Below are 13,453 nucleotides of genomic sequence, written 5' to 3'. Positions count from 1 at the left end.
AGTAAAGAATACCCATTCCGGTCATATATTCACCGGATATTCAGTCAGCTTTACCGTTTGCTAAGTGGATGTAAACCCGGGCATCTGATACAGATAGCTTTGGTACAATAAAATTATTGTATCATGAAAAGAACAGTTTATCTATGGTGGTTGCTCTGCCTGCCTTACCTGCTGCCGGCACAGGGCAAGCCCGGCTACTTCGCCCTGAAACCGGGCGACTGGTTTGATATGCAGATCACAAAACACAAGGATAATGACTACTACCCGGTAATGGAGCCGTTATTGCAATTCCAGCGCCGGTATGTGTTGCGTTACCGGTTGCAACAGCAGCTGCCCAATGGTAACCAGCAGTATAGTATTACCCTGGAAAGGTCGGTGCTGTATACTCCACATAGCCGGGAATTTGGCTGGCTGGCGTACGACAGCTATTATCCTTCCTATAAACAGGGGTTAGACAAAAAGCCGCCAAAAGGGATGTTCCGGTTAGAAATCACGACCAATGGGGAGATCGTGTCGCTGACCACCGATAAAGATCAACCGCCCCAGAAAGTGATGCTGGCGAGTTATAGTCCTCAAAAGCAGGTGGGCGTATCGATCAGGTCAACCTCTTCGCCGCTGCAGTCGGTGGAGCTGCGCCCTGCAATACAGGCAATGCTGAAATTACGCAGTAGTAACAATTGTATACCCGGTGCTATTCCTGCCCGAACCGTCTATGAATATGCCCAGCTGCTTACCGGCGCTTCGTTTCCGATTGCAGGCAACACCGTGATAAAAGGTACACTGGCAAATACACGTGAAAAGCAAGTGGAGATTGAACTGGGAGACAGCACGTTTACCTTTCCCATTAACAACCGGGGAGAATTTTACTGCTCACTGCTATTAACCAAACCGGAACTGAGGTACATTGCTATGGAAAATAACGGTGGTTACGTTTTCTTAAACCCAGGTGATACGCTTGTCATTAAAGCGGACGCCGATACCTCCCGGGGGCGACAACCCAGGACGTTCTCTGGCAGCGCCAAATGGAGCTCGATACTAGCAAACGACCTTAACGATATTAACTACTACGGTAACAATAGTGACCTTAACATCACAAATAGAACCAAAACATTACAAGAGGTGCTTGCCGCCCAGGAAGAAGCGACTACCAAATTCAAGGCATTGCTGCAAGCCTATGAAGGGAAGGCTTCTCCTCTAAGTATTGATTATTTTAAAACCATCTGGCAATACCGTATTGCCAATGACTGGTTAGTTTTTCTGTATACGCATAACTACAAGATTTCCTCTGAAAACAGGCCATTCCAGGGCATACCAGAAATGATCACCACAGGTATCGATACCATGCCGGTGGTAATGAATCCCTATCATGACTATTTCTATAAAAAGTACCTGGATTGGTTCCTGATCTATCAGCAGTCGCGTATTGGCCTGTCTGCCGGCGGCAGCACAGAAGGGTCCTCATTCTACAGCGATTACTTTGCATTGCTGTCTGTGTTAAAAGGCTATCCGTTGTACTATAAACTGTCGAAAGCCATGAGTGAGCGCATGAAAGAATCAAGCTTTACAAAAAACGAACGGCTCAAACCTTACTACGAAGATTTTATTCATAACTGCGACGACAGCAGCATGATCAAACCCATTATCAGAGACTGGCAGCTCATGGAACGCTGGAAGCCGGGTAATGCACTACCCTTCCCTGTTCTGTCGCTGGCCAATGGCAAAACCTATGATTTAAAAACTCAGCATGGCAAAACTACCTGCGTGATATTTGACGATGCCGGCTATTTCCAGGACAGCGCCCTGGTTAAAATAGTAAAGCAGCATCCGGAAGTGTCCTTTGTATACGCATGGATCAGCGAGGAAGGTATAAACCGCCAACGCGATCCTGCGTTCAGCAGCTTATCTAACTTTAGCAGTATCGAAATAAAAAACCGGGACGATAAGAACTATGAGATATACGGTATCTCTGAAATGGGCAAGAAAAATGTGGTGGTACTGGACCAATGGGGTAAAATCATAGCAGATCATATCTATGCTGACGACAATGTATGGAATGATCTGAATACCGCCATCGACGACGCAGCAAAAGCGCCTCGTTTTTCAGCCCTGCAAAAAGCCGGCGTGATGAACATTATCGGATGGAGCCTTGGCTCCATCCTCTTTACCGCCCTGGCAGGCATCTGGATTTACCGCGTACGCATCCGGCGTATCAAGCAGGCGGAAGCCATGAAAACCACCATCCGGGAACTGGAAATTAAAGCCATCCGCTCGCAGATGAACCCGCATTTTATTTTTAATGCGCTCAACTCTATTCAGTCGCTGATCAATACCACCCAATACAAAGCCGCCAATACCTATCTTGTAAAGTTTTCGCTGTTGTTGAGAAATGTGTTGCATCATGCGGAAAAAAATATGATCACGCTGGCCGATGAACTGGCTACCATACGCCTGTATTGCGAGCTCGAACAACTTCGCTTTAATTTCGTTTTTGAAATGGATACACCGGAAACACTGGCTACTGACCTGGTAGAAATACCCGGCATGATTTTACAACCTCTGGTAGAAAATGCCATTCTGCATGGTATTTCTTCCAAAGGCGCAACAGGGTTGCTCCGCATTTCTGTTGGGAAACAGGATGCTACCCTGCAGATTGCCGTGTACGACAATGGCGTTGGCTATCACCCGGAAGCACGTGACGGTTCGCACAAAAGCATGGGACTAAAACTGGTACAGGAAAGGTTGCAGCTATTCAGTATCGCCGGACAAACAGGGCATCTGCACATTAGTAACGGTAACGGCACTACGGCATTACTCACTATTCCAATTGAAAGCATATGAAGATAAAAAGTATTCTTGTAGACGATGAAACAAAAAGCCGGGATAACCTGCGGGTATTGCTGGGCGAATACTGCCCGGGGGTGGAGATAGTTGGAGAAGCCGATTCCGCAGCTACAGCGCTAAGGCTCATTAAGCAACTGGAACCCGATCTTTTGTTTCTCGATATTGAAATGCCCGGCGGATCAGGGTTCCAGCTGTTACAATCCCTTCCGGCCAACAGGCGCTTTGAGGTGATCTTTGTAACCGCTTACGACCACTACGGTATTGCAGCGGTAAAAGCCTGTGCCATTGATTATGTGCTGAAGCCCATTGATGTACTGGAACTCTCCGGCGCCGTAGAAAAAGCGATTGCTCAAATTGTACCTCAGCAGGAAAACAACCGTTTGAAGGAACTGGTAGCCAATATGGGCAAGCCCATGGCAGAGAACCGTATTGCCTTTCCGCTGGCAGATAAAATTATTTTTGCCTTACCGGAAGATATTATACGCCTCGAAGCCGCGGGTAACTACACACATGTATACATCTCCGGACAAAAAAAATTGATTGTTTGTAAAACACTTAAAGAATATAATGACCTGCTGGCAGACAAACACTTTATACGTACCCATCAGTCGCACCTGGTCAACAGCCATAAAATTACGGCGTGGATAAAAACAGAGGGTGGGGCCATCTCCATGGAAGACGGCAGCCAGGTCCCTGTTTCCAGGCAACGTAAAGAAGAGGTGCTGAAAATACTGATGAAATAGCTATCTCGCGTCGCCGCTGGTATCACATTCACTTTCCGGCTGCTTCACTTTCTTAAAGTCATTTTCATGCTCGCTGTTTACGAACACTAATTTTTCTTCCAGGGAAGAAGGCGAATGTTGTATCGTCCATTCTGCCGTACCCTTTTGCTGATCCAGCCATTTAAAGTCATAAGTAGCCTCTTCTCCTTTCAAACGATAAGAATGGTCACGCGCCTCCGTGGTTTTTATGATTCGACAATCATTTTTCTCCATCGGCAATACCTCATGAATAGCGGCATCCGTTATCTTCATTTTACGCAGATCCATAGCACAGGGAATGTAAATCACATACTCGTTATTGATCCGGGTAACCTGGGTCCATTGCCCCTCGTATGGCTTAGGCTGGTGACGGGCATTACAGGCAGCAAACAACAACAACGAAGGGGTTAGTTGGGATAGTAATTTTCTCATCGGAATAGCGGGTCTTTTAAATAGTTGACACCCAAAAATATCATTTTTCTGCGGATTCCATACTAATGATACTGACTGTGTATTTATTTACGCAGACACCAATTCTTTAACTGTTGAAAACCAGTGATTTTGTAATGGTGTGATGTTTGGGGTCCTTAATTTAAAAACTTATCAGTATGGCAAAACAACGTAACACCCCCGGTCCGCTTCGCGACGACGACCTGTTACCTGACGATATTATCAGCGGCCGGCAACAGCCGGTACCCCCAAAAGGTAACCAGGACGAACAGTCGCGGCAAGGAGAAGACAGCTCCGATGAATTATTTGATGAAGAAGAGGATGATCTGGAAATAGATGAACTCCTGGAAGAAGAAGGTATTACAGAGGAGGATATAGACGAGGATAGCCTGGAGGAAGATGATTCGGAACGTGGTCCCATGAAGGGATAGCGGAAGCAGCTTTTAGCTTTTAGGCATTAGCTTTTAGCGAAATGAAGCGAATTTTGTCTTTACCAGGATTAAACTGATTTTGTTGATTACAGGATTTTATTATGACTTTTTTGATTAATTAAAAGACAATTTTACTTATACCTTCCCAAATCTTTTTAAATCAAAAAAATAAAATCTTCTAATCAACAAAATCAGTTTAATCCTGGTAAAGACAAAATTCGCTATTTGTAAATCTCAACCTCAATTTTACCATCTTTTGTAATAGCGCCCCGGTACATACCTTCTGTATTAAACGACATTGTCATATTACCTTTTTTATCGAGTGCAATCAGGCCACCATCGCCGCCCATGTCGCCTACTTTTTTGATCACGGCATTGCCTGCCTGTTGTACACTGAGTCCTTTATATTCAATCAGGGCCGACAAATCGTAGGCTACTACATTGCGGATATAATACTCACCCCAACCCGTACACGAAATAGCGGCGGTTTGATTGTTAGCATAAGTACCGGCACCAATGATAGGTGAATCACCGATGCGGCCATATTTTTTGTCTGTCATACCTCCGGTAGAAGTGGCAGCAGCGAGGTTTCCCTGCTGATCCAGCGCCACGGCGCCTACTGTACCAAATTTATAGTCTTTGTTTTTGATCCCGAATTTTCCCGGGTTCGTATAGGCGTTTGATTTAGCCGCGGCAACAGAGTCCTCGTGCAGCGCTTTCTGCAAATCCTTCCACCGCGATTCTGTTCTGAAATAAGAAGGGTCAACTATTTCCAGTCCGGCTTCTTTTGCGAATTTTTCAGCACCGGGGCCTACCATCATTACGTGTTCGGATTTTTCCATGACGGCCCTCGCAGCGCTGACAGGATTTTTCACCGTAGTAACGCCGGCTACCGCACCGGCAGCCCTGGTTTTACCATTCATGATGGCGGCGTCGAGCTCGTTGCGGCCTTCATGGGTAAATACGGCTCCTTTCCCGGCATTAAAAAGGGAATCATTTTCAAGCACTTTTACAGTAGCCTCTACCGCATCCAGGCTGCTGCCACCTGATTGTAAAATCCGGTAGCCTGTTGTCAGCGCCTGTTTCAGAGAAGCTTTATAAGCGGCTTCTTTTTCCGGTGTCATATTCTTTTTAAGAATAGTGCCTGCGCCGCCATGGATCACCAGCACATAGGAAGATTTTTGCTGTGCCATAGCCGGCGAAAAAAGATGCATACCCAGCACCGCGAAAAGGAAATAACAAAACCTGCCTTTCATATCTAACGTTTATTAAGAAGTAATCAAATGGCTTTTTTCTTCAGCTCACCGTTTTCCACCCACCACCAATACCAGGCGCCACCGCTGGCTTTAGCCGGATCAAAGTCCTGAACGGAGAAACTGCCGTTACCTGTAGCGCTGGCAGGTATTTCATATACTTTTAGTGCCTGCCCGTTATGGTTCCATTGCAGCCGTTGCCGGCTTTCGCAAAGTTCAGGTTTTTTCAGACTATCTGTTAAAATGAAACAGGCTTTGCTTACACCAAATACTTTGGCCATTCCCTGTTCATCGATACAAACGGCCGTTTTTTCATCCGGGGCAATGCCGCGGGGGAAAATGCCCCAGTCTTTCGTAATGCGGCCCATAAAGGTAACATGCCGTCCTTCGCGGTGGCGTTTCAGGTAATGCTGATCGCTGATCACCGATGCCAGGAAGGGAGCATGGAGGAAATCGTTGTTATACAATGTTACCAGCGAATCGTAGGGGTTTGCCAGCACCGAATCAGAAACGGCGCTGCCGCCTTCTCCGCTGTAGTATAGTCCGCTCAGAATGGCACAACCTGCGCTGGTACCGCCTACAGGTACTTTCTTTTCGGTAAGCAGGTAATTGATGGCCGCGTTTACTTTCGTATTGCGCCATTGGTTCATATAGCGCGACTGATCACCTCCTGCAATAAACAACATTTCTGCGTTGCGGATGATATTGGCTACCGTATCGTTGTTGGCCAGTTCACGGGTGGTGATATTGAGCGTTTCCACCGAATTTACTTTTCCGAGGGAGTCGATATCCGTGTTGTAGCCGCCGTTGCCGGAAGCGGTGAGCACTACCACGTCGCCGCCACCGCTGCGGGCCATCATCCAGCGGAAGGCGCCATCCACGTTACCTCCGCCGCCAATCAGGGCTACGCCGCCCTGTACCGGCGTGGTTACATCGGCGGTATCGCCGATAATGCCGATCGATGCCGGGCGGCCGGGTACGGTTGGAAGTTGCGCTATTTTTTGATTACAGGCAATAAAGCATATAGCCGTTGCTGTTAGTACAAACAATTTTTTCATCAGGTTATTTTTGCCGGTGAATAGGTACGCCCGGCCCTTTCAGGGCCGGGGTGTTGACACATATTCAGTACCCGGGGTTTTGTTTCATGTTTTTGTTGGCTTTTGTTTCTGCGTCGGGGATAGGAAATACATATCCTTTCTGACCGGGTTTCAGGAGTATGGCTCCCTGCGCGTTAATGGCGTCTGCCGGCTCCCTGGTCACTGACAGATCTCTCCTTCTCAGGTCAAATAAACGATGCCCTTCGAAGGCCAGTTCTTTGAAACGCTCGGTGTAGATAGCGGTGATCAGCGCATCTTTGCTGTTAAAGGGCTGGGCAACATACCCGTTGATACGTGCGGCTCTTAACGTGTTCAGATCGTTGGCGCCATCGTTCACCTTATTTTTTTCTGCCAGTGCTTCCGCACGGATCAGGTACATTTCGCCTGTTCTGAAAAGTTTGATATCTGCCAGGCCGGGGTTACCGGAAGGGCCGGCATACTTATTCACCAGGTACTGCGAGGTGCCGTCGCCACGGGTATCATCAAACAGGATGTAGGAACTGTAGCGTACATCTTTGTCTTTATCAAATGAGTTAATCAGTTCAAAAGAAGGTGCATAGTAAGCAATATCACCAGCATAATAAACGGCGCCTATCGGGTCGTCGCTACCGGCCACCTGTTTGAGTTTCCAGATCACCTCGTCGTTCTTGGTATCTTTCCAGATAGCCGGGAAATTGGCGGCGCTGGCCAATGGAAGCGCATTAATAGCGGTGGTGGAAAAAGTGACGGCATCATCCCATTTTTTGGCGTACAAAGCTGCCCGCGCGCGGATAGCTGCTACCGTGGCCAGGGTGATCCGGGTGTTATCGTCGGCATCTGCAGGAATGAGGTGGCTGGCGCGTTCCAGGTCCTTTTCTATGGCGGCCATCACATCACCGAAAGACTGACGCGCAGGGAAACTGATAATGGAAGTATCCATATAGGGTACGCCCATGGCGGTTGGTTCGTATGCTTCCGCATAGCTCTGCAACAGCTGGAAATGGCAATAGGCGCGCAGTGCCAGCGCTTCGCCGCGGTATCTTTCTTTCAAAGCAATATCTGCGCCTTTCGCCGGCACGCGGTCAATGGCGCCGAGTACACGGTTAGCCCGGTCAATGGTGATATAATATTCTCCAAAAGAACCGGTGATAGTGGTACTACCCGGATCTATCTGCCAGCGGTAGGTAGCTACGCCCCTGCCCAGATTGTTCTCGTTGGGCAGGGTACATTCATCTGTTACCAGCGATACACTGTAAATGGTATTGTAAGTTAACTGTGTATAAGCACCCAGCAGTCCTCCGTTGAGGTCGGCCACATTACGAAAAGTTCTTTCCGGATCAATGATGGTATCGGTGGGTTGGAGGTCCAGTTGTTTGTTGCAGGAAGCAATACAAAAAGGCAGCAGCAACAATAGGTATTTTATATGACGGATCATCATGCGTGTTGGTTTAGAAATTAACATTCAGGCCAAAAGTGTAGGTCCGGGCGCTGGGATAGTCAAACATCCCTTCCCCATTATTATTCTCCGGATCAAAGCTTTTCCATTTAGTCCAGGTATAGAGGTTCTGCGCCTGTGCAAATACCTGTATGCCCTGTACAAACCTGATATGCGTCATGATCTCTTTTGGAAAATTGTAGCCAATATTTACATTCCTTAAACGGATATAGGAAGCATCCTGTATATCTTTGGAAGAAAAGCCACGGGCTGCGGTAATCCTTGGCAGGATGGCATTATCACCTGGCTTTTTCCAACGGTCGTACAACATACGTTTCGATTGGTTGCTGCTGGCAAAAGACGGGTTTTCGTTATAATAGTCTTCGTTAAGATAACGCATCGCTTTATCCGCAAACGTAAACAGGGCGTTCAGATAAAATCCTTTCCAGTTAACAGCGGTATTAATGCCCCCGGTAAAGGGCGGTATATAGGTACCGAATTCCGCTACGCTCAATGCCGTTTCGTTGTAGTTGGTGGTTTTATTGCCGCTGCGGTCGTAGTATAACGGATCGCCATTGGCGGGGTCCACGCCGGCCCACTTAGGCGCATAGTGCGAGCCATAAGGTAATCCTACCCTTACGATCTGCGACTGTCCCTGTGTAAATTCACCTGCGGCGCCGAGGTCGGTGATCACGTTTTTATTATAGGCGAAGTTTACGCCTACCGTCCAGGTGAAATCTTTCCGCCTGATCACATCTCCCTGTACATCCATTTCTATACCCCGGTTGCGCATGGAGCCGGAATTAAGGAACATGTTATAAAACCCTGAAGTAATGGACTGTGGCTGGTTTACAAACAGGTTATCGGTAACTTTATTATACACATCTGTTATTACGCGGATACGGTTATTCCACACACCAAGGTCGAAGCCGATGTTAAACTCCTTTGCATATTCCCAGTCATAGGCAGTGTTGCCGGGCTGAGAAGGAATGATCGCCGGCAAACCACCGTACTGGGATGTTTGATAAGTACGGAAATAAGCGAAGGGACCAAGACCGGAAAACGGATTCGCCGAAGTACCGTAGCTGGCTCGGAAGCGGAGGTTGTTGATAAAGTTGTTGTCTTTCAGGAAATTTTCCCGTTTCACTTCCCATCCCACACCCACGGAATAAAATCCATGCCAGCGGTTATTAACAGGCACCGTAGAAGCGCCATCACGGCGGTAGCTGGCGTTCAGCGTATACTTTTCATTAAAGGTATAACGCCCTACCGCGATGTAGGATGCTAATGCGCTTTTATACCTGCTTCCGCTTAATGTTGGCGCAAAAGGAGAACCGGGGGTAATGGCTGCCGGCGTAGCTGGCAGGCGGCCATCCAGGTTATAGCCGGTATAGCCGAATGAGCGGTAATTATTTTTGGTAAATTCGAAGTAACCGGATACTTCAAAGTCGTGTTTCTCTGCAATTACTTTGGAATAGGTTAGGCCGGAAGTACTTACCAGTGTAAAGTTGCGGGTAGTGCCTTCTCCGAAGCTTCCTTTCTCACCGATATCTACTTTATAACCGGAATAGGAATCGGGGTTCACATATTCTTCGGTGGTGGTTTCCCGGAAATCGAGTCCCAGTCTTGTTTTGGCCACCAGTCCTTTTGCCAGTTCATAATTCAGTGACGTACCTATAATGCTTTTCAACTGGTTATCCTTACTGGAGGTGTTGAGCATGGCTTCCAGGGCCCTGCTGCCTTCACGTGGATCCAGTGTAGGGTATTCTCTGCGATTATAGCGGGTCATGAGTGTGCCATCCGGCGCATAGGGATATTCGTATGGCATGGCGTAGTATACGGCCGACAGTGTGTTATCGCCGTTACTGGAGCCTTCGCGACGGATGAAAGATGATTCGGAATAAGCGAGCCCGATATTCAGATTAGCCGTCAACCTGCCTGCGTTGAAGTCCACATTGTTTTTCAGGCTGTAACGTTTTAATTCAGAACGACGGGCAATTCCCTGCTGATCAAAATAGTTCACCGAGCTATAAAATCTCACGTTATCATTACCTCCGCTGGCGCTCAGTTGCTGTTCCTGGAATTTACCTGTTTGCAGGAATATTTTTTTCCAGTTGGTATTCATTCCTCTCAGGCTATCCAGGATATGATCTGCCTGGCGTTGTTCTGCGGGTGTTTTGGTAGCGTATTCAGGATTTTTGGGAGAGAAGTCCCAGCCAGGCCCATTACTTTCACCGGTTTCCAACCCTACTTCTTCCTGGAACTGCAGTACTTCTGCCGAGTTCATCATCTGGTATTTCGGCGTGGTCATATTGGAAAAACCGTATTGCGATCTGTAAGAGAGCGCCACTTTACCGGACTGTCCTTTTTTGGTGGTGATAACGATCACGCCGTTGGAGCCGCGTGATCCGTACAGGGCTTTTGCAGAAGCGTCTTTTAATACGGTCACCGAAGCGATATCGGATGGATTGATTCCCTGGAACTGGCCGGCTTCAATGGGAATACCGTCCATTACGTAGAGGGCAGAGGAATTACCGTTAATGGTACCTACTCCCCTGATGGTTACTTTGGCGCTGCTGCCGGGCTGACCGGAGCCGGCGGCTACTACCATTCCCGGTACGCGTCCCTGGAGGATCTGGTCGAAGCTGGCCATGGGTACCTGGGTAATTTTATCGGCGCCTACTACGCCGGAGGCGGCGGTAGATTTATCCCTGCCATAATTCGTATAGCCGGTAACCGTTACTGCGTTCAATGTCTTCACATCTTCTGTCAGGATAACATTGATTTCGCGTTTGTTATTAATATCTACCTGCTGGCTGATGTAGCCGATCAGGGAAAACTGTAATGATTTTGTGTTATCCGGAGCGGTGAGGGTATAGGTACCGTCTGTAGCGGTGAGCGTGCCGGCGGTAGTACCCGCGGCCCTCACGGTTACGCCGGGCAGGGGCAGGTTGTCGTTGCCGCGCACCGTTCCTTTGATAACGATGTTATCAGTTGCCGCAGTGGCGGATGTGCCTGCGTATACTACCACCAGGCCGTCTTCTTTCAGCCGGTATGCCAGGTTAGTACCGGCAAATGCCTGCGCGAGCACAGCATCCAGCGAAGCCTCTTTTGCAGTTACCGTTACTTTTTTATCTTCCGGCAGTGTTTTATCATGAAACACAAAACGATAGGCCGTTTGGTGCTCCAGTGCTTTCAGCAACTGTTTTATACTTGTTTCCTTTACCTGCAGGGTAATGGTTTCCTGCCCGAAACAAATAGCCTGCACCTGAAGGCAGGTTAAAAAAAGAATCAGCGTTAATTTCATAGTTAGCAGCAGTTTGCCGGTGGGAACAGGTTTCCCCTTCCATTCCAGGAATACAAGTTTTAACATACCTTTGATGTTGGTTTAGTAAATGATCAATCCCGACATTTTCTGAACTTATCGGGGGAAGTGTGTCCAGCACTTCCCCTTCTTATTTTTGGTTGACGTATACTGTCTTTATTTGCTGATGATAATTTCTCCGTTGAGCATTTTAAAACTAAATGGATAAGATAACTGCAGGGCATCCAGCGCTTTCAGGATGGTTTCGCTTTCGAAGGTGCCTGAGTAGCGGTAATGCTTTACTTCTTCGTCGGCAAATACCACCTTGATCCCGTACCATTTTTCCAGTTTACCTGCAATCACTTCCAATGGTTCGTTCTCGATTTCCAACCTGCTTCTTACCCAGGCAATTTCTTTGGCCTTATGATTTACAGGGTCCGCATCCAGCGGTGCTACGGCGCCCGGCATTGTTTCGCCGGTGATCAGTTTCTGGTTGGGCTGTAATACTATTTTTTGTCCGTGGTTGCCCGAAGGTGTCACTTCCACCTTTCCTTTAAACAAAGCTGTTTCCGTTTGACGATCCGTATAGGCACTCACGTTAAAAACGGTGCCTAACACTTTAATATCTGCCGCAGCGGTATGCACTATAAAAGGATACTGTGCGTTTTGTGTTACATCAAAAAAGGCTTCTCCTGTTAAGGAAAGCCGGCGGTTTTCCCTGTTAAATCCGGCAGACAACTGCACGGTACTATTCTCCCGTAAAACAACGGCGGAGCCATCCGGCAGCACCACGGTTTTACGGGGATCTTTGCCGGCATTAATCACTACGTTCTTTCCGGGAACGGGATTACGCGGGTAAAAGAAGAAAATGCTGCCGGCCAGCAACGCGATGCCGGCCATAACGGCGGCATACTTCAGCAGCCGGGGAGCCCGTTTTTCCCTGAGGATGACTACCGGTTCCGGTTCCCCGCTCAAAGCCTGTTGCAGCAGGTCATACCGCGCAATACCATCTTCCAGGTGCTTCAGTTGTTCCAGCCGGTTACCCTGGCGGGCAGATAAAAGTTCCACGATATGACGGGCTTCCGCTATCACGGCATTTTTTTCCGGATGCCGGCTGATCCAATGTTGCCAGAACAGCACATCCTTGTCATGTTCTTCCAGGCAGTAGCGCTGGAAGGATTCATCACATGCAAAATCGATGGCGTCGTATTCCTGGAAATTCATGTAGTTAATGCCTTTGATTATACAGACGGCAGAATCGATCATTTTTCCTAAGGATTCTCTGATTTTTTTTTCGGGAGAAGGGAAGCCGCCTATTTCAGTAGTTTCCGGAGCGCTTTGATAGCATCGTAGATGGTGTTGTAGGCCGTTTTCACGGTTTGGGAGGTTTGGGAGGCTATCTGTTCATAGGTCAGGCCTTCAAAAAATTTCAGTCTCACCAGCTCAATCTGCCGCGGGGTAAGCGTTTTCATGGCCTGTTGTAACCGTTGTTTCAGCTCCTCATCGCGTTGCACCTGGATAATTATTTCTTCGTAAGACAACTCCCTTTCCGCTTCCTGGTCCGTCATCCGGTGTATAGCCGCATGGATTTTCGACTGATAGGCCAGCTGGTCCAGTAGTTGTCTTTTCAGGGCCGTAAACAAATAAGCCGGTACATTGGTAACCGGGCGCAGGGTGGCATGCCGGTTCCACAGCTGCAGAAACAATTGCGTAATGCAGTCTTTCACCAGTTCATCGCTGCCACATAATTTCAATCCAAATCTCAGCAGATGTGAATAGGTATTATTATACAATGCAAACAATGCCTGTTTATCGCCCGCTCTCAGGCGCTCCCAATAAGTACTATTGTCTTCTTCATAAGACATACGTCGTAATATTCCGGGTACTTTCCGCGAATCACCA

The 13,453-nt window shown here is 47.9% G+C and carries 10 protein-coding genes; 3 read left to right on the top strand and 7 right to left on the bottom strand.

Annotated features, from left to right (window positions below; genetic code table 11):
- Positions 1-123: 123 nt before the first annotated feature.
- A complete protein-coding gene (locus tag KE626_RS05355) occupies positions 124-2,838 on the top strand; it encodes a sensor histidine kinase (protein ID WP_211971834.1) in 2,715 nt (904 codons plus the stop codon).
- Positions 2,835-3,584 (top strand): LytR/AlgR family response regulator transcription factor, encoded by a 750-nt coding sequence (locus KE626_RS05350; protein ID WP_211971833.1) that lies wholly within the window; start codon positions 2,835-2,837, stop codon positions 3,582-3,584. Before KE626_RS05355 ends, KE626_RS05350 begins: the two co-directional genes overlap by 4 nt.
- Here the strand turns inward: KE626_RS05350 and KE626_RS05345 are convergent, their stop codons facing one another.
- Complete coding sequence (locus KE626_RS05345) at positions 3,585-4,034, bottom strand: hypothetical protein (RefSeq protein ID WP_211971832.1); 450 nt, start codon at positions 4,032-4,034, stop codon at positions 3,585-3,587. It abuts the gene before it with no gap.
- A 176-nt stretch (positions 4,035-4,210) separates the two neighbouring features.
- On the opposite strand from KE626_RS05345, the gene KE626_RS05340 reads away from it, so the two are divergent.
- A complete protein-coding gene (locus KE626_RS05340) occupies positions 4,211-4,483 on the top strand; it encodes a hypothetical protein (protein ID WP_211971831.1) in 273 nt (90 codons plus the stop codon).
- Positions 4,484-4,704: 221 nt separating this feature from the next.
- Here KE626_RS05340 and KE626_RS05335 read toward each other — a convergent pair whose 3' ends face one another.
- The 6 genes from KE626_RS05335 to KE626_RS05310 all read right to left on the bottom strand — a co-directional run bounded on the left by KE626_RS05335 (position 4,705) and on the right by KE626_RS05310 (position 13,416).
- Positions 4,705-5,739, bottom strand: a complete 1,035-nt coding sequence (locus tag KE626_RS05335) for an isoaspartyl peptidase/L-asparaginase family protein (RefSeq protein WP_211971830.1) — start codon at positions 5,737-5,739, stop codon at positions 4,705-4,707.
- A 23-nt stretch (positions 5,740-5,762) separates the two neighbouring features.
- A complete protein-coding gene (locus KE626_RS05330; protein WP_211971829.1) occupies positions 5,763-6,794 on the bottom strand; it encodes a cyanophycinase in 1,032 nt (343 codons plus the stop codon).
- Between the two features lie 64 nt (positions 6,795-6,858).
- Entirely contained in the window at positions 6,859-8,250 is a 1,392-nt protein-coding gene (locus KE626_RS05325) for a RagB/SusD family nutrient uptake outer membrane protein (protein WP_211971828.1), read from the bottom strand.
- A gap of 10 nt (positions 8,251-8,260) precedes the next feature.
- Complete coding sequence (locus KE626_RS05320) at positions 8,261-11,620, bottom strand: SusC/RagA family TonB-linked outer membrane protein (protein ID WP_211971827.1); 3,360 nt, start codon at positions 11,618-11,620, stop codon at positions 8,261-8,263.
- A gap of 108 nt (positions 11,621-11,728) precedes the next feature.
- Complete coding sequence (locus KE626_RS05315) at positions 11,729-12,775, bottom strand: FecR family protein (protein ID WP_211971826.1); 1,047 nt, start codon at positions 12,773-12,775, stop codon at positions 11,729-11,731.
- An 89-nt stretch (positions 12,776-12,864) separates the two neighbouring features.
- Positions 12,865-13,416 carry an RNA polymerase sigma factor gene (locus KE626_RS05310; RefSeq protein WP_211971825.1) on the bottom strand — a complete coding sequence of 184 codons (552 nt, stop codon included), beginning with the start codon at positions 13,414-13,416 and terminating at the stop codon, positions 12,865-12,867.
- Positions 13,417-13,453 lie beyond the last annotated feature (37 nt).

The organism is Chitinophaga hostae, assembly GCF_018224885.1.
Lineage (GTDB): Bacteria > Bacteroidota > Bacteroidia > Chitinophagales > Chitinophagaceae > Chitinophaga > Chitinophaga hostae.
Note: the sequence above shows the minus strand (reverse complement) of the source record. Positions and strands in the feature narration are given on the sequence as shown.